We start from the raw sequence: 17,652 nt of genomic DNA, 5'->3' as shown, positions 1-17,652 counted from the left end.
GCACCCATTCAAACGAAGTGCGGCGCTCCTATCCGTCGCGCGCCGATGCTCTTTCTTCTACCGTCTTGATAAATATGGCTCTTGTCTGGTCCGCGAGCGCCTCTACCCGCGCTCTTAGCGCTTCGAGATTGGCGCAGCCTGCCGCCTGGGCCAGGCGCCGGGCGAAGGGTTCGCTGGCATCTTGCGGATCAAATCCGCTGCCATGGGCCAGCCGGGTCAGCTGCGTCACCGCCTCATAAAGCGCATGCGCCTCCAGCAGGGTGTGAGCGTCCGCCGCCTCCAGCCAGCCTTCACCTGCCAGTCTTTCCAGGGCCTTGCGCGTTGAGGGCTCGCAGCCCAGACGCCCCGCCACCAGCCCTGCCTGCGCCACGAACTCGATGTCCATGAGACCGCCCTGGCGCAGCTTGAGGTCCCACGATGAGGCCGCAGGCTTGTCGCGCTCCAGACGGGCGCGCATGTCGCTGGCGGCCTTGCACACCTCTCCCTCGCTCAGCGTGTGCGCATTGACCGCATCGGCGATGGCGCGGGCGATGGCGCCATTGTCACCATTCGATGCGACAAGGCTCGCGCGTGTCATCGCCATGCGCTCCCACACCCACGCCTCCTCGCGGTAATAGGTCGCGAAGCGCTGCAGCGAGACCGCTACAGGCCCCGCGGAACCCGACGGACGCAAGGCCAGATCAACCGGGTAGAGCGCCCCTTCCTCGGTCGGGGCAGACAGCGCTGACACAAGGCGCTGGGTGAACCGCGTAAACCAGACCGGCGCTTCGAGCGGCTGGGCACCGTCGGACTGCTCGGCTTGCGGTTGGTACACGACAATCAGATCCAGATCGGAATCAGCCGACAGCTCCCCGCCGCCCAGCTTGCCCATGCCCAGCACATGCCACCTGCCGGGCGCGGCTCCGTGACGCCGCCCCATCTCGCGCTCAGCGGCCCCGGACATGGCCATCACGCTATGGCGGGCGAGGATGGAATAGGCGTGGGCCGCCTCGCTGGCTCCGGCGCGGCCCCGTAGGAGCTGCGCGCCTATGCGCAGGCGCTCCTCACGCACGAAGCGGCGCGCGGTGTTCATGGCGTCCTCGAAGGTCTCCCCGCGCGCCAGACGCTCGGTCAGCACTTCCTGGCTGGCTGGACCGGTCTCCGACAGCGGTGCCGCAAACGCAGGCTCCAGCATCACATCCAGAAGTGCCGGGCGCTTGCCGATCTCGTCGGCAAGGCTCGGTGCGAGGCCCAGAATGGCGATCAGCTCGTCCGCCAGCGCCGGATGCGCGGTCAGGAGCGATAGCGGCTGGACGCCCGAAGGCAGCCCCTCAAAGAAGGCCGCAAACCGGGCAAAGGCGGCATCCGCATCCCCAGTCGCGCCAATGGCTTCCACCAGACGCGGTGCCAGACGCGAGAACAGCCTGCGGGCCCGCTCAGTGCGCGCGGCCCGCGCCCTGCCCGCCGCCCAGCCCGATAGCTGATGCCAGATGCGCACCGGATCGGAAAACCCCAGCCGGGAGAGTGTCTCGAGCGTGTCAGGCGTCGGCTCCACCCCGGTCAACACCAGGCTGCCTTCATGGGTGGCGAGGCTCTCGCCCTCCTCGAACTGCTCGGTGAAGGCGTTGTGTACGGCGCGCAGCGTATCGGCCACACGCGCGTCAAACGCCTCGAGCTCGGCATAGCCGGCAAGGGCGGCAACACGCGCCCGGTCGGCATCATTTCGGGGAAGCGTCTGTGTCTGCTCATCGTCCAGCATCTGGATGCGGTGCTCGACATGGCGCAGGAAGGTGTAGCTGTCAGCCAGCACGCGCGCCGTACCGGCCTCGATCAGCTCTGCCTCGCGCAAGGCCTTGAGGGCTGACAACGTACCCGCCACGCGCAGCTCCGGCTTTCGCCCGCCAAACACCAGCTGCAGCACCTGGGCGTAGAACTCCACCTCGCGTATGCCGCCAAGTCCGAGCTTCACGTCATGTCCGGCGACATTCAGCTCTGCGCGATTGCCGACGGCCTGTATCTGCTTGGCCAGCGCGCGAATGTCTTCGACGGCAGCGAAATCGAGCGTGCGCCGCCAGATGAAGGGTTCCAGATCGGCGATGAAGGCGTTACCGGCTTCGATGTCGCCCGCTACCGCGCGCGCCTTGGCATAGGCGGCCCGTTCCCAGTTCTGGCCTACCGCCTCGAAATAGTGACGCGCCATGTCGCCATTGACCGCCAGCGGTGTCGAGGACGGGTCGGGGCGCAGGCGCAGATCGGTGCGGAAGACATAGCCCTGCGGCGTCATTTCGCTCATCAGGCGCACAAGGCGCTGGGTGAGGCGCGTGGCGAGCTTTTGCGGCTCTTTCCCTTCGGGCACGATGAAGCGTTCGGCCTCCCAGACAACAACCAGATCAATATCGGAGGAGTAGTTGAGGCTCTGCGTGCCCAGCTTGCCGAGCGCCAGCACGGCAAATCCGGCCACCGCACCATCGTCGCCCGCCAGCCCCATCTCCCGCGCCGCAAAACCCAGCGCGCCCTGCAGGGCAGCATCAGCGAAGGCGGAGATGGTGGCCGTTGTCTGTTCCAGCGGCCATGCGCCAGACAGATCGGCCAGCGCCGTGGCCAGATGGATATCCATCTTGGCCTCGCGCAAGCCCCGCATAAGGTCAGCCTCGGTGTCACATGCGCCTGCCGGGCGCGCGCTGGCAATAACCGCCTCGCACACCGATTCCGGGCTATCCGTGGCCAGCGCCAGCAGGGTGTCGGCGCGCCGCTCCATCAGCCGGGCCAGATAGGGCGAGGCCGACATCACCGCATCAAGAAACTCCGGCGGCCAGGCGGACAGTGCAGCGGACGGAATATTGGCGCGCCGCTGAAGGGCAGCGTCAGCGTCGCGGACAGGAAGCGCTGTAGTGATGCGTTGGGAGACAGGGGCGATCATGGGACGCAAACTGGCCCGCGTCTGACCCTCAAGGCAAGCGCCTCACTCGCGATAGGCCGGGAAACGCAAGGCGATGCGCAGCCCTGTCCCCTCACCGCTGGATGAGCCGGGACCATCATCGAGTGTCAGCTCGGCGCCGTGGACCTCGGCAATTGCGTGGACCAGTGACAGGCCGAGCCCCACACCGGGCAGGTTCCGGCTGGCCTCCAGACGCACGAACCGCTCCAGCACGCGCGGACGGTCCTCTGCGGCGATGCCCGGCCCTGTGTCCGTGACAGACAATTCCACTTCTCCACGGGAGGTGGATCGAACCCGCAGCATGATGGCGCCGCCCTCGGGCGTGTACTTGATGGCGTTGTCCACAAGGTTGGCAATCGCCTGCGCTACAAGCTCGCGATCACCCAGAATGGTCAGGCCCGGATGCGTATCCATTGCGAAATCATGGCCGGTTTCCTCGCATACCGGCTCGTAGAGCTCGGCCACGTCGGCAATGATTTCGGCCGGATCGAGCGTTTCAAACGCGCGCCGCCGCTCGCCGGTCTGCAGGCGTGAGAGAGACAATACCGCGTTGAAGGTTTTGAGCAGTTCGTCAGAATCGGAGATGGCCTGCGCCAGCGCGGCCTCACGGTCGGCCAGATCGCCTTCGGTCACGAGCGCCGCTTCCAGCCGCCCGCGCATGCGCGTCAGCGGCAGGCGGAGATCATGAGCGATGGAATCGCCCGCCGAGCGCATGCGCTGCATGAGGCGCTCCACGCGGTCCAGCATGTCGTTGAAGTTGGAAGCGAGGTCATCAAGCTCGTCGCCGGAGAAATTGCGCGGCGCACGGCTCTGCAGCCGTCCCGCCATCACTTCACGGGCCGCTGCATTGATGTCGTCGAGACGGCGCGAGAAGCGCCGGCTGACCACCGCGCCTGAAACAATGCCCATCGCCACAGCGAGGCCCGACGCAATCAGCACTGCGTTGAGGATATAGGTGACGAAGCGCGCCTCGTCCTCGACATCAAGGCCGACGAAAAGCGTGTATCCGCCTTCCAGCTCGCTGATCAGGCCGCGCGCCGCCCGGCTAGGCTCTGCCGCCGTCTGCCCGCCAAGCGGCGCACGCTCATAGGTGAAACGCACACGCCCCTGATCGTCCGGCGTGATGGCAGGAAGATTGGAAATATTGCCCGACAGCCGACGCCCGGATGGCTGGTTGAGGAGATAAAGAAACTCCCCGCCTGCCACAGAACGCTGGACGATATAGCGATTGGCCGCCGCGGCCCCTTCAGCCCGGAAGCGCGCCTCAATGGCAACGCTTTCCTGCGCGATGGCATTGTCGGCGCGGCGCACGCCCGCGGTAACAGTCGCCGCATACACCAGTGCCAGAATCACGAAGCTGGAAAACGCAAACAGCGCCGCCGACAGCAGGGTCAGCCGGAAGGCCGTCGTACGGGTGAAGGAGGGCAGGATGAACCTGCCACCCGTCCCCGGAGTGGACAACGGCGCGTCGCTCACGCCTGCAGCCGGTAACCGGCCCCGCGTACCGTGTGCAGCATGGTCGACCCGAACGGTTTGTCGATCTTGGAGCGGAGCCGGGAAATGTGGACATCGATAACATTGGTCTGGGGGTCAAAGTGATAGTCCCAGACCTTTTCCAGCAGCATGGTACGCGTCACCACCTGCCCGGCATGGCGCATCAGGAACTCCAGCAGACGGAACTCGCGCGGCTGCAGGAGCACATCCTCCCCGCCGCGCTTAACCGTACGCGCCAGGAGATCCATCTCCAGATCACCCACGGCAAGCTGGGTCTGGACCGAGCCCGGATCACGCCGGCGCGCCAGCACCTCAACACGGGCGAGTAGTTCAGCAAAGGCATAAGGCTTGACCAGATAATCGTCAGCGCCGGATTTAAGCCCGTCCACCCGGTCATCCACCTCGCCCAGAGCGGAGAGGATGAGGATCGGGGTTGCCATGCCTTCGGCACGCAGCGTCTCGATCACGGACAGCCCGTCACGCCGGGGCATCATCCGGTCAACGACCAGCACGTCATACTGGCCGTCACGGGCCATATCCAGGCCCTCCTCGCCGTCATGGGCTGCGTCGCAGACATGCCCCGCCTCGCGCAGGCCCCGGCACATGAAGGCCGCTACCTGCTTGTCGTCTTCCATGATGAGAACGCGCATGCCCGGAACTCCCGATCCAGATAGTGATTATGCCGCCCTATTCAGCGTCCAGCCGGAGGGCGACATAGCGCACCCCGCCCTGCTGCCGGGCTACCAGAACAAGCACCGCGTTGCGGTTGCTCTCGCGCGCAGCCGCCACTGCGGCCCGCAAATCCTCGACGCTGCTGACATCGCGGCCACCTGCTTCCAGAATGACATCGCCGGTGCGGATATCGCGGCGCGAAGCTTCGGAATCTGAGCGCACACCACTTACCAGAAGGCCGCGCGTTCCACTGGCACCTACACGCTCGCGCGCAGCATCGTCCGCCGGAGCGAGGCTCATGCCGAACACTTCGTTGCGCGAAGGCTGGACTTCAGGCGTGGATGACGGCGTACCGGCATCCGGGCGCTCCGACAGGCGCACGCGGATGGTGCGTTCACGGCCGTCACGGATCACGCGCAGCTCGACCCGCTCACCGGGCGGCACCGAACCGATGCGCTGGAACAGTTCGCGCTGCTCGTTCACGGTCTGGCCGTCAATGCGGATGATGACGTCGCCGTTCTGCAGTCCGGCTTGGGCGGCCGGGGTTCCGGCGATGACTTCAGCAACCAGCACGCCGCGCCGGTCACGCGGCAGGCCAAGGCTCTCGGCGAGATCAGCGGTCAGCGATTGCGGCGCAATGCCCAGATAGCCGCGGCGCACTTCACCGCCCTGGATAAGCTGGTCGACAACCGATGCCGCCAGATCTGAAGGAATGGCAAAGCCGATGCCGACATTGCCGCCCGTAGGCGAGAAGATCGCAGAGTTCACGCCCACCACATTGCCATTGAGATCAAAGGCCGGCCCGCCGGAATTGCCCCGGTTGATGGGGGCGTCGATCTGCAGGAAGTTCGTGTAGAGCTGGGTATTGCCCAGAGGGCGGCCAATCGCGGAGACGATACCGGCCGTCGCCGTGCCGCCAAGGCCGAACGGGTTGCCGACTGCCACGACCCAGTCACCCACACGGATGGAGGGGGTGCGGTCCAGGCTGACATGGGCAAATTCCCTGCCCGAGCCGTTCACCCGCAAAAGGGCAATGTCCGTCGCCGCATCCCGGCCTACCACTTCCGCCGGAAACTCGGAGCCATCTGACAGCGTCACCGTGATCTCGCTCGACCCGGCAATGACGTGTTCGTTGGTTACAAGCAGGCCATCAGCGGAGATGAAGAAGCCTGACCCTTGCGACCGGCGCTCGCGCGGCTGGGCCGGGGCGCCCTGCCCGCCAAAGCGCTCGAAGAACTCGCGAAACTGGGGCGGAATGTCGGACAGGTCCGGCACGCCGCGCGGATCGACGCTGCCCGCCGCTTCAATGGATACAACAGCCGGGCTGACCCGTTCGATCAGGTCGGCAAACGACATCGGCGTGCCGGGCGGCATGGAAGCCGCGCTTCTGGCGGTCTGGGCCGATGCGCCCGGAGAAAGCTCCATCGGCATCAGGCAGACACTGCCCGCAAGCAGGGCGGGGATCAGAAGCGAACGGAAGGCGCACGGTGACATCATGAGAAATCCTCTGGCGGTTGGGTGTGGTTTGACCCCGCTTGCAAGGGCGGAGCCAGATCGTCCCTGACCGCGTTCATGAACGGGTCAGGCTCTACGCTCTATTACCAAATGGTGACGAAGCTGTAATGATAAAGGGGGTCAGGTCTCGTCACCCGCATAGGCGGTGTCGATATGGGAGCTGCGTTCCAGCGTGCGGTGGACCGGACACTTGTTCGCAATCTCGACGAGCTTGTCTGACTGCTCTGGGCTCAGCCCGCCCTCAACCGAAATCGTACGGGTAAACACATCGCGCGGCGGCTGGCCCTCTTCGGCGTCGCTTCTGGCATGGGTCACGTGGGTCGAGATACGCCCCAGCGCCCAGTTCTTCCGGTCTGTATACATCCGCAAGGTGATGGTGGTGCAGGCGGCGAGCGCGGTTGAGAGAAGCTGATAGGGAGCCGGACCGGCATCAAACCCGCCAAGCTCCTCCGGCTCGTCGACCAGAAAGCGCGCTTCGCCTGTCGATGCCCAGCTCAAGTAAGCGCCCTTGCCTGTTTCCTGCACGAGGGCTGAGTTATGGCCCGGCGGCGAGGCGGGCGCAGCAGGCAGCGGATCGTTCAGCGCGTAGCGCTCCGCCCAGGCTGCGATGACCTTGGCTGCGTGGCCCGCATGCGCGGCGCCGGTCAGCAAATGATCGCCATCATCAAGACTGAGAAAGCTCTTGGGATGTTTCGCAGCAACGAACAGCCGCGTCGCGTTATCGATACCGACAATCTCGTCGCGCGGCGCGTGCGCGACGAGCAGGGCCGCTTTCAGCCCCTTGGCAGCGTCCAGCACGTTCTGTCCGGCAATGTCGTCAAGGAACTGCTCGCGGATGGTGAAGGGCCGTCCCGCCAGCTGGACGCGCGCCTCGCCGGTCTGGTGGATCGTGTCCACATCATCGGCGAACTGCTTCTCCACATGAGCCGCATCGGCAGGTGCACCAATAGTCACCACCGCCTTCACTTCAGGGAGTTTCGCCGCCGCCACCAGCACCGCCGCGCCGCCAAGCGAATGCCCGATCAGGATAGATGGCGCCTCATAGTGCTGGCGTAAATGATCGGCAGCGTGCACCAGATCTTCGATATTGGAGGAGAAATTCGTATTGGCGAACTCGCCGTCCGACTGCCCCAGCCCGGTGAAATCAAAGCGCAGGACCGCAATGCCGTGAGCTGCCAGTTCGCGCGCCACCCGTGCGGCCGCCAGCGTGTCCTTGGAGCAGGAGAAACAATGCGCAAACAGCGCATAGCCGCGCGGCGGCGCCTTGGGCCGGTCCAGCCTTGCCGCCAGCGTCCCGCCCTGGCTGCCCTCAAATTCCAGCTTTTCCGACCGCATCTCACCACTCCTGCTTTGCCTTGACGGCAGGAGTGTCCGGCAAGCAGCTTGCCCTTACAAGCCGTCCTTGGCGGCCTTGCGGCGCATGCTGGTGAACAGGAGCGCACCGCCCAGTGCCAGAAAGATCAAAGGTGCCAGCCAGAGCGGCAGAGTGCGCGCTTCCACCGGCGGGCGCATCAGCACTTCATGGCCAAAGCGCGCCACCAGCGCGGTGCGCACGGCTTCGTCTTCGCGCCCTGCGGCAATCTCCTCGCGGATGAAGCGGCGCATATCGCCCGCCATCGGCGCACTGGAATCCAGCACCGACTCGCCCGCACACACCATGCAGCGCACTTCACGCATCAGGCCTTGCGCGCGCGCCTCGTCAGCCGGTGCCAGTTCGGGCGCGGCCTGCAGGGCCAGGGCCATCAGAAGCGCGGCGATCATGGCAGCACCGCGCGTTGGCGGCGGGTAAGCACCTGCGCTATCAGCGCTGAAACCCCGCCCAGCACGATCAGCGTCGCGCCAAGGCCCAGCATCCAGACCAGCGGGTGGAAGGCGGCGCGGATTTCGTAAGCCGCACTGCCATCCTCGCGCGGACGCGCCTCGCCGATGGAGACATAAATGTCGCCAGTGATGGACGAGCCCAGCCCCACTTCGCGGGTATGCTGGTCAGCCGCCCAGTAGAAACGCCGCTCCGGGCTGATTGTGCGCCCGTCCGACACGGCAAGCGTGGCACGATCCGCCAGATAGTTCGGGCCATCGGCGCGGCGCACATCGGTGAGGGTCAGCGTGTGTCCGGCAATCTCTATGCTTTCACCGCGGCCGAGCGCGCTGTTTACATCCGGCGGGCGCGAGGCATCGGCTGCCGCGCCCAGCGCGATGAAGCCGACCCCGGCATGCGCCATGGCCCGGCCGGCAGCGGCGAATTTCAGCGCGCGCGTCTGTGCCAGCGGGAAGGCTTTCGCGATGTCCATCACGGCCCCGGCCATCGCCCAGACGCCCAGCGCCCCGCCAATCACCGCCAGAACCGGCGCGCCAAACCAGACCAGAGCGATACCCGCCAGCGCCGCCGGCACCAGCAGCAGCGCGGCACGGATCTGCTTCAGCGCCGGTTTCGCGCCGCCATTCGACCATGGCAGAAAGGGCGCCAGGGGCATCAGAAGGAGCGTCAAGACAAGCAGGGGTGTCGCTGCGGCATCAAAATAGGGCGGTCCAACCGAAACCGGCGCACCGCCCAGCATCTCCACAAACAGCGGGTAGAGCGTACCGACCAGCACCACGCCTGCAGCAGCAGCCAGAAGAAGATTGTTTGCGCCGATAAACGCCTCGCGGCTGGTCGGCTCAAACCCTTCACCCTCGCCCAGATGCCCGGCACGCAGCGCGAAAAGACCAAAGCCCGCGACGGCTGACACGCCCAGCATGCCCAGAATCCAGACGCCCCTCTCAGGGTCGAGCGCGAAGGCGTGTACCGAGGTGATAACGCCCGAGCGCACAAGGAAGGCGCCGAGGATCGACAGGACATAAGCCAGCAGCGCAAGGAAAACCGTCCAGCCGGGAAACGCCCCGCGCTTTTCGGTGGCGATGGCGGAGTGAACCAGAGCCGCTCCCAAAAGCCAGGGCATGAAGCTGGCGTTTTCGACCGGGTCCCAAAACCACCAGCCGCCCCAGCCGAGCTCGTAATAAGCCCACCACGCGCCCAGCGAGATACCGGCCGTCAGGCTCGCCCAGGCGCCCAGCGCCCAGGGCCGCAGGGCGCGGGCAATATCGCGTCCGCTGATTTTCTGGATCAGGCCCGCCGCAGCAATGGCGAACGCTGCCGACAGGCCGACATAGCCCAGATAGAGGAGCGGCGGGTGAATGGCCAAGGCCGGATCCTGCAGGATCGGGTTGAGATCGCGTCCCTGCAGGGGCGCCGGGTCCAGCCGGTCGAACGGGTTGGACGCAAACACTAGAAAGGCGAAGAACAGGGTCTGCAAAAGCCCTTGCAGGCTGACAGCGCGCGCCCTGAAAGCCGGCTCGGCCGGCCCCACCCGCGTCAGGCCATAACCGAAGAGCGCCAGAATGAGGCACCAGAGCAGCATCGAGCCTTCATGCCCGCCCCAGGCCGCCGTGATTTTGTAGAAAAGCGGCTTGTCGACATGGGAATGCCCCGCGACATACGCCACCGAGAAATCTGACTGGACAAAGGCCGCAATCAGCAGCGCAAAGCCCAGAGCCGAAGTGAGAAGCGCTGCAAGGCTGGCCGTCCGTCCGGCAGCGGCATAGGGAGAACGCCCGCCCTGACTGGCCCCAGCCCAGCTAAGCGCCATCTGCGCCAGTGAGGCGATCAGGGCCAGCGCGATCAGAAAGCGGCCAAGCTCGGCGATCATGTCCGGCTTTGCCCGATGCGTGCCTGACCGAGCGTCCAGGCATCGCGCCCGGTGCTGCCCGGCAGCGCACCTTGCGCCTCGGCGCTGGCAAGCGCCGAAGCCACTTCCGGCGGCATATAGGCTTCGTCATGCTTGGCCAGCACGCGGCTGGCCACGAACAGGCCGGTTTCCTCGAACGCGCCTTCAGCCACAATGCCCTGCCCCTCACGGAACAAGTCAGGCAGCGACCCGGCATAGGTAATACGGATGTCTGCGATCGTGTCGGTTACCGAGAAGCTTGCACCGCCCGATGCGGGACGCTCCACCGATCCTCCGATCACCAGTCCGCCAACCCGGATGCGCTGGCCCGGCAAGGGCGGCGCTTCGGCGACCATGGCCGGCGAGTGGAAAAAGGTCATCGCATCACGCAAGGCAAAACCTGCCAGCACACCGGCAGACACCAGCACGCCGGCAGATGCCAGCACGACCCAGAGACGTTTGCGCGCCTTGATCACTCTGTTTCACCCTCTGCTTCAGGCCCCAGACCGCCCGCCCGTTCAAGCGCGTTGAGGATAGCGCCGATACCGGCATCTCCGCCAGCGCGCGCACGGGCCTCGGCTACGGCCGCGCGGGCGCCTTCGCGGTCATCAAGCACCGCGCGCACACGCGCCAGCACCATCCAGCGGGTTAAATCATCCGGATCCGCCTCAAGTCCAGCCTCCAGCCCTGCGACCATTCGTGCCACCATTGCGTCGGGGCTTTCATCCGGGTCCATAGCCCCGGCATCCATCGTCTGCGGGCCGCCAGCAGGACGCGAAAGCAGATCAGCTGCACGAACGGCAATCGCCTGCCGGAAAGGGTCATCGGAAGGCAGGCGCCCGACAATGCCTGCCCAGTAATCCAGCGCCGCCTCGCGATCACCGGCATCATACGCCGCAGCGCCCAGGAAAAAGGCCGGCTCCGGCAGGGTGGTGTCCAGCTCCATTGAGGCGGCAAATGCGCGCTCGGCTTCGGGCGTGACAGTGCCTTCGTTGAGATTGACCAGCGCCTGTCCAAGATCGGACAGCACGCGCGCGTCTTCCTGCACGCGCACGGAGCGTTCCAGCATCGCAATGGCTTCCAGATGACGCCCGTCAAACGCGAGGAACCGGCCCAGCATGGCCAGCGCTTCAGGATTGCCCGGTTCACGCCTTACGATGGCGCGCAGGCGTTCCTCCTGCTCCTCCCCCGTCAGCTCGTCCGGCGGTATCGCGGCCAGCCGGGCTTCGGTCTCCGCATAGGGCCGCCCCTCCAGACCGGGCTGTCCGCCGACCAGATAGATGCCCAGCGCACCGACCGCTAGACCCGCCATGACGCCAAACGCTACCAGCCGGTGCATGGGCGAGGCGGCGCCTTTGGCCAGCGGGGATGCAATCCACATCGCCACACCCACGCCCAACGCTGCAATCATCAGCGTGAGAGCAATCATGGCGTACCCTTCGCAAAAACCAGAACCAGATTATTGGCTGGCATTTCCAGCCGTTGCAGGAGGGAAAACCCGTATCGCGCCGCCAGCGCCTCGACATCCTCGCGCGCCCGTACGCCCCAGCGCGGATCGCGCGCCTTCAGGCTGGCATCAAAGTCCAGATTCGACGGCGCGGTATCCGCTCCCTCCAGAAACGGGCCGTACAGGATCAGAAGGCCGCCCTCCTCCAGCAGCGCTGCAGCCCCCTCAGCGAGACCTTCAGCGGCCTTCCAGGGCGCGATATGAATCATGTTGGCGCAGAACACTGCAGAAAGCGGCAGTGGAACGGCCTGCCACCAGCCTGATTGCTGCGTGTCCAGATCAAGCGCGGGACCAATGCGCCCGGCGCCATCGCGGGCCCAGTCATCAATACTGGCGCGCGAAACCGCGTCTGGATCGCTGGGTTGCCAGTGAAGATCAGCGCGCCCGGTCACACAAGCCAGCGCATGCTCGCCAGTGCCGCTGGCGATTTCGAGCACCCGCGAGCCTTGCGGCAAAACCCTCGCAAGCGCCGCGGCGATGACATCACGATTCCGGCCCGCACTGGGCGAGCTTAGGCGTGCGCCGGTCTGGCCGCGGTTCTCAAGAGCGATGGACGATGAACGGGTCATCCTGCCTACATAGGCTGCTGGCCGCTCGGGATAAAGCCATTCACGCGGCGCGTGCTGCGGCCGCGCGCCGCAGGAAGACCGACGCAATATCCTGTTGTCCCATCGCCGTCATCAGCCGGGCGATGACCGCAGCACGCTCCGTCAGATCGCTATCGCCCGGAGTGCCTCTCATCTGTGCCAGCAACATTTCCGAGGCCATGTCGAAGCGCTGGCCGATCCGGTCCAGCACCCCGGCATGCGCGCCGCCAACGGCCGCCCGCGACGCATCATCACGCGTCAGCCGCAAAAAGGTGCAAAACACCTCCATGCGCGTGGCCGCCGACGCCAGTGCTTCGCCAGAAAGCTTCAGTCTTGCCGGCAACGGCTTGTGCGGATCGGGGACCGTCTTGTCGAGCTGGGTCAGGGCGGCCGCATGGATCGCCTCCATCTGGGCCGAGGCACGCTGGCGCAGGGCCAGTATCTGGCGCCCCCAGCCGCCATCCTTGCGGATGCCGATTTCCCGGCTCATCCCCACCGTGACCGTGGCAAACTGGGTCAGGGCAGCGGCCATCTCGCGCGCAGCCTCGATACTGGCAGGTATCTCGGCAAACCCGCTGACATAATAGGCCGCATCTTCCAGCAGGGCGTCCCCTATGGTGGAAACATCGGTGCGCGAAAGCAGGAAGTCATCGTCGCGCCGTACAATCTTCTCGAACACGCGAAGTATGGCCCAGGGGCGTGTCAGGCGCGCCATGACCAGATAGAGAAACCAGACACCTGCGTCCGGGTCCACCTTGCAGGCCTCGTCATACTGGTCGCGCAGCGTCTGGGCCAGTTCCTCACTTAGCTCGGAAACCTCTTCCGGAATGCCTGCCATGGCTGCGCGCAGGACCGGCGCCGTCCGCAGGATGGTTGCCAGATCGCGCACCGCACGGAAATCACTGACCCCCAGCCGGTGGCGCAACTGCTTGGTGGCGCGCGGATCGTCATGCAGCTCGTCGAGCGTGGCCAGGATACGCCGCGAAGCATCGGCCCTTAGCCCATCTTCGGCCCTGTCATCGGGCGGCAGGAGCGGGTTTGCGCACCGCGCCTTCATGTCCGAGGTAATGTCAGGCGCGAGCGTTTCGTCCAACCAGCCCCACACGGTTGCCAGCATGGCAGGCGGGATATGCGCCAGCGATGGCCGGGCAAGGGCCGGATCAAGGCTCAGCGGCGCCAGAGGCGCGAAAAAACGCTCCCGCGCATAGACTTCCGCCTTTCTGGTGCAGGCATGAAGCAGCTGGGCCATAGCCTCATCACCTGTCCCTGCCGCCTCCACGATGCGGGCCGACAACGCCGCAGGCAGGGCGCTCATCAGGGCGCGCAACTGGGCGATCTTGGCGGGTGTCAGCGTGGTCATTGAAGCGGCCAGGATGGAAAATCCGGGGTCCAGCGTCACATTTTGCGGTTAATGGCGCGTTTCGCCTGTGCGGGTCACGCCGGGCAGCACCAGACGGGCACTCAAACCGCCCAGAGGGCTGGCTTCCAATGCCAGCGACCCGCCATATGCTTTCACCAGATCACTGACGATCGACAGGCCAAATCCGGTCCCCGGTGCCTGCTCGTCCAGCCGCACACCCCTGCCCAGAACGCGTTCGCGCGCCTGCGGGTCCAGACCCGGCCCGTCATCGTCCACGCGGAGCACAATCGAGCTGTCCGCTCCGGTGCGGGCACTGACCTGCACCGCGCCAGCGGCCCATTTGCACGCATTGTCGATAAGATTGCCGACAAGATCTTCGAGATCCTGACGCTCGCCGCGAAACACCGGATCGCCTTCGACTTGCCAGTCGAGCTTTACATCACGGCGCGCATAGATGCGGCGCAGCGTCCGGCCGAGATCCTCGACCACCTCGCCAACGGGGGTTCGCGCGCCAATGGCCTTGGCGTTGGCGGCGGCTCTGGCCCGCCGCAAATGGTGCTCCACCTGTCCGGTCATCGCATCGGTCTGGCGGCGGACAAGATCACCCAGCCGGGTGTCATCGCCGCGCGCCTCGTTGGAGAGCACGGTAATCGGCGTTTTCAGGGCATGCGCAAGATTGCCCACATGGGTGCGCGCCCGCTCCACCACCTCGCGCGAGTGATCGATCAGCGCATTCAGCTCGGTAGCCAGCGGCATCATTTCGGACGGGTACTGACCGGAAATCCTGTGCGTTTCGCCGTCACGCACACGGGCCACGGCGCGCCGCAATTTCAGCACCGGAGACAGGCCAACGCGCACCTGCACCACCACGCCAACGGCCAGCAGGATCGCGAAGCCGGCAAGCAGGCCGGCCGCAACGAGGCCGAATGTCCAGACACGCGTGTCGGACGGACGCCGGTCTTCCGCAGCGATGATGATGACAGGCTCTTCCAGCCCCGGCAGGACGACGGCCCGCGCCGAAAGGCGCAAAGGCTCACCGTCCGGTCCCGCCGCGTTGCCCGCGACAGGCTGGCCATTGGCGGCAATCGCCGCCGCCCTCACGCTGTCAGAGAGAATAATGGTTTCATCCCACAAGGAGCGGGAGCGCTCGACAGGCTCCGCATCAGCGGGCGCACCGGCCCGGCTCACCTGCCAGTAGCGGCCGGAGAACACCTGGCCAAATCGGGGGTCCAGCAACTCGCGCGTCAGCACGACGCCGCCATCGGGCGTCGCTTCGAGCTGGATCAGCAGGAACTCGGCGATATTGGCCTGCCGGTTATCAAGGTCGGTCAACACGGTCTGGCGGAATACCGCCGTCAGTGACACCGCGCCGACCGTCAGCAGGATGAGTCCCCAGCTGAGCGCGAGAAGGCTCAGCCGCCTGAGCAGCGATCCGCGTTCGATCAGCGTGTCACTGCTTTCAGCGCTCACCCCGCCTTGGCCCGCGTGTCAGGACCGGGCGCCACCAGCCGGTAGCCCAGCCCGCGCACGGTCTCGATCCGGTCATTGCCGATCTTCTTGCGCAGGCGGCCGACAAACACCTCGATCGTGTTGGAATCGCGGTCGAAATCCTGATCGTAAATGTGCTCGACCAGCTCGGTGCGCGAGATCACGCGCTCACGATGGTGGATCATGTAGGAGAGGATGCGGAACTCGTGCGAGGTCAGCTTGACCAGCTGGTCGCCGACAAACACCCGCGCGCCGCGCGTATCCACAGACAGATCACCCATCTCGATCGTTGAGCTGGCGTGCCCCGCCGCCCGCCTGGTCAGCGCACGCAGGCGCGCCAGCAATTCTTCAGGGTGGAAGGGCTTGGTGAGATAGTCGTCCGCGCCCGCATCAAACCCCGCCACCTTCTCGCTCCAGCGGTCACGGGCGGTGAGGATCAGAACGGGGAAGTCGCGGCCCGCGCTGCGCCAGCGCTCCAGCACGCTCACGCCATCAAGGCGCGGCAGGCCGAGATCGAGCACGACGGCATCATAGGGCTCGGTATCGCCCATGAACCAGCCTTCCTCGCCGTCACCGGCCTCATCCACGGCATAGCCGGAATGGTCCAGCACGTCTTTGAGCTGGCGGCGCAGATCGGGATCGTCTTCAACTATCAGGGCGCGCATCAGACACACTCCGTTGAGCAAGGTACAAGCATTACATGACCCGGCCAGTGGCCGCATCAACGCGCACGTCGATCCGATGGCCTTCCTGGGTCAGTATTTTCACGATGTAGTAGGCAGAGCCCGATCGCACGAGCTCGACATCAAGAACCTGCGCGCCGGGATAGCGGCGGCGCACATTGTCGATGGCGACGCGGGCGGGCACGACATTGCCCGACTGACGCTGGTCACGCGCTTCATCGGCCGAATAGCGCGAGCGCGGGTCAAACGCCTGCGCCTCGCCTGACACGTCAGACGCACGCGCATCGGCGGCCGCAAGAGCGGCCAGGCAGGTCACGAGAAGGGCATAGCGTTTCATCATGCCGACATGTTTCGCACCGGAGCGCTGAACCTTATCTGAACGACAGTGTCATTCTGCAGACATGCAGGCTCCGGGCCAAGCACGCATGCATTAGCTCTTTAAACGCCTGCGCGGGTCATATCCCGTCGGTGGACGCCAGCTTTCTGCAAATTCTTCCAGCTCAGGATCACCTGATGGCAGATCGACCATCAGCCGGATGAGCTGATCGCCACGCTGCCCGCCGCTTTTGGGCGCGCCGCGCCCCTTCAGACGCAGCACCGCCCCGGAACTGGCGCCAGCGGGAATACGCACCTCCACATCGCCATCCAGCGTGGGCGCGCGCACCTGCCCGCCCAGCACCGCTTCTTTCAGCGATATGGGAAGGTCGAGGCGTATGTCATCGCCCTCGCGGCGGAAATGGGGATGGGGCGCAATCCTGATCTCGACGAGCAGCGCGCCGGGCGGTCCACCCGATAGCGAGCCATGGCCCTGCCCTTTCAGGCGCAGCACCTGCCCGTCATTGACGCCTGCCGGGATGGTCACATCCAGCGCCCGCCCGCCGGGCAGCGACAGGCGCTTTTTCGTGCCCAGCACCGCTTCGGGCAGGCTGATGCGCACTTCAGTGCGCAGATCAGCGCCCTTCTCCGGCGCGGACCGGCGGCGCTGTCCGCCTGCATTCTGGGCCGCGAACAGATCGGCAAAGATGTCGCCCAGATCCTCAAAACGCCCTTGCGGCCCGCGCTGGCCCGGCCCGGCACCGGGGCGTGAACGGTAATGGTATTGGGGCCGTTCCTGGCCCTGCCCGTCCACCTCGCCCCGGTCGAAGCGCGCGCGCTGTTCGGGATCGGACAAGAGCTTGAAGGCCTGCGTCACCTGCTTGAAGCGTTCCTCGGCTGCCTTGTCGCCGGGGCGCGCATCAGGGTGCAGCTCTTTGGCCAGCTTGCGGTAAGCCTTGCGGATCTCGTCCGCCGGGGCACGCTCCGAAACGCCCAGAATCGCATACGGGTTCATCATGGTGCAGATGGGATAGCAGCGCTTTGACCACTTGGCGATGTGGCGTGCTGCAGGGCTCAGGACAAGGGGGCAGGCAGTGCGCCTTGCGCCGGGCGGCCCGGCCCGGTCCGCGCTGACATTTGTGCCACCTGCCAGTAGGCACCAGCGGGCAGTTCCAGAGCCGTTTCAGACGGAACAAGCATTGAGGGCAGCGTGCTTTCGCCCGTCCACAGCAGCGCCCCGGCATCGTCGCTGATTTCTACCCGGTAGAGCTCTTGCGCCTCGCCCAGCGACACCTCTCCGATACCCCAGGCATCGCGTCGCGCCTCGCATAGGCTCGGGCGGGCGGTCGCCCTTGCAGGCCGCGATGCGGCCTGAGTCCCCGGCTGGCCTGGAAGGGCGCATCATTATTG

General features: G+C 65.8%; 16 protein-coding genes. All 16 read right to left on the bottom strand.

The window, feature by feature from the left end; translation table 11 throughout:
• Positions 1 to 28 precede the first annotated feature (28 nt).
• Positions 29 to 2,899, bottom strand: coding sequence for a bifunctional [glutamine synthetase] adenylyltransferase/[glutamine synthetase]-adenylyl-L-tyrosine phosphorylase (locus tag ACTIGC_RS10000; RefSeq protein ID WP_439634262.1), 2,871 nt, complete (start codon positions 2,897 to 2,899; stop codon positions 29 to 31).
• A gap of 42 nt (positions 2,900 to 2,941) precedes the next feature.
• Entirely contained in the window at positions 2,942 to 4,393 is a 1,452-nt protein-coding gene (locus ACTIGC_RS09995; protein ID WP_439634261.1) for an ATP-binding protein, read from the bottom strand.
• Complete coding sequence (locus tag ACTIGC_RS09990; RefSeq protein ID WP_127567628.1) at positions 4,390 to 5,061, bottom strand: response regulator transcription factor; 672 nt, start codon at positions 5,059 to 5,061, stop codon at positions 4,390 to 4,392. Before ACTIGC_RS09990 ends, ACTIGC_RS09995 begins: the two co-directional genes overlap by 4 nt.
• A 37-nt stretch (positions 5,062 to 5,098) precedes the next feature.
• Positions 5,099 to 6,580 (bottom strand): Do family serine endopeptidase, encoded by a 1,482-nt coding sequence (locus tag ACTIGC_RS09985; RefSeq protein WP_439634260.1) that lies wholly within the window; start codon positions 6,578 to 6,580, stop codon positions 5,099 to 5,101.
• Between the two features lie 138 nt (positions 6,581 to 6,718).
• Positions 6,719 to 7,933 carry a bifunctional alpha/beta hydrolase/OsmC family protein gene (locus ACTIGC_RS09980; RefSeq protein ID WP_439634259.1) on the bottom strand — a complete coding sequence of 405 codons (1,215 nt, stop codon included), beginning with the start codon at positions 7,931 to 7,933 and terminating at the stop codon, positions 6,719 to 6,721.
• 54 nt (positions 7,934 to 7,987) lie between these two features.
• Entirely contained in the window at positions 7,988 to 8,359 is a 372-nt protein-coding gene (locus tag ACTIGC_RS09975) for a cytochrome c-type biogenesis protein (RefSeq protein WP_439634258.1), read from the bottom strand.
• On the bottom strand, positions 8,356 to 10,284 hold the full coding sequence (locus tag ACTIGC_RS09970; protein ID WP_439634257.1) for a heme lyase CcmF/NrfE family subunit: 1,929 nt from the start codon (positions 10,282 to 10,284) through the stop codon (positions 8,356 to 8,358). Before ACTIGC_RS09970 ends, ACTIGC_RS09975 begins: the two co-directional genes overlap by 4 nt.
• Positions 10,281 to 10,778 carry a cytochrome c maturation protein CcmE gene (ccmE, locus tag ACTIGC_RS09965; protein WP_439634256.1) on the bottom strand — a complete coding sequence of 166 codons (498 nt, stop codon included), beginning with the start codon at positions 10,776 to 10,778 and terminating at the stop codon, positions 10,281 to 10,283. Before ccmE ends, ACTIGC_RS09970 begins: the two co-directional genes overlap by 4 nt.
• On the bottom strand, positions 10,775 to 11,731 hold the full coding sequence (locus ACTIGC_RS09960) for a tetratricopeptide repeat protein (protein ID WP_439634255.1): 957 nt from the start codon (positions 11,729 to 11,731) through the stop codon (positions 10,775 to 10,777). Before ACTIGC_RS09960 ends, ccmE begins: the two co-directional genes overlap by 4 nt.
• Positions 11,728 to 12,378, bottom strand: a complete 651-nt coding sequence (locus ACTIGC_RS09955; RefSeq protein WP_439634254.1) for a DUF938 domain-containing protein — start codon at positions 12,376 to 12,378, stop codon at positions 11,728 to 11,730. The genes ACTIGC_RS09960 and ACTIGC_RS09955 overlap by 4 nt, the downstream gene beginning before the upstream one ends.
• A 40-nt stretch (positions 12,379 to 12,418) precedes the next feature.
• On the bottom strand, positions 12,419 to 13,756 hold the full coding sequence (locus ACTIGC_RS09950; RefSeq protein WP_439634253.1) for a hypothetical protein: 1,338 nt from the start codon (positions 13,754 to 13,756) through the stop codon (positions 12,419 to 12,421).
• 48 nt (positions 13,757 to 13,804) lie between these two features.
• Positions 13,805 to 15,226, bottom strand: coding sequence for an ATP-binding protein (locus tag ACTIGC_RS09945; protein WP_439634252.1), 1,422 nt, complete (start codon positions 15,224 to 15,226; stop codon positions 13,805 to 13,807).
• A complete protein-coding gene (locus ACTIGC_RS09940) occupies positions 15,223 to 15,909 on the bottom strand; it encodes a response regulator transcription factor (RefSeq protein WP_127567642.1) in 687 nt (228 codons plus the stop codon). The genes ACTIGC_RS09945 and ACTIGC_RS09940 overlap by 4 nt, the downstream gene beginning before the upstream one ends.
• A gap of 31 nt (positions 15,910 to 15,940) precedes the next feature.
• Positions 15,941 to 16,267, bottom strand: coding sequence for a PepSY domain-containing protein (locus tag ACTIGC_RS09935; RefSeq protein WP_439634251.1), 327 nt, complete (start codon positions 16,265 to 16,267; stop codon positions 15,941 to 15,943).
• Between the two features lie 90 nt (positions 16,268 to 16,357).
• Positions 16,358 to 17,260 carry a DnaJ C-terminal domain-containing protein gene (locus tag ACTIGC_RS09930; RefSeq protein WP_439634250.1) on the bottom strand — a complete coding sequence of 301 codons (903 nt, stop codon included), beginning with the start codon at positions 17,258 to 17,260 and terminating at the stop codon, positions 16,358 to 16,360.
• A 56-nt stretch (positions 17,261 to 17,316) separates the two neighbouring features.
• On the bottom strand, positions 17,317 to 17,535 hold the full coding sequence (locus ACTIGC_RS09925) for a hypothetical protein (RefSeq protein WP_439634249.1): 219 nt from the start codon (positions 17,533 to 17,535) through the stop codon (positions 17,317 to 17,319).
• Positions 17,536 to 17,652 lie beyond the last annotated feature (117 nt).

Source organism: Glycocaulis sp. (assembly GCF_051859565.1).
GTDB lineage: Bacteria > Pseudomonadota > Alphaproteobacteria > Caulobacterales > Maricaulaceae > Glycocaulis.
Note: the sequence above shows the minus strand (reverse complement) of the source record. Positions and strands in the feature narration are given on the sequence as shown.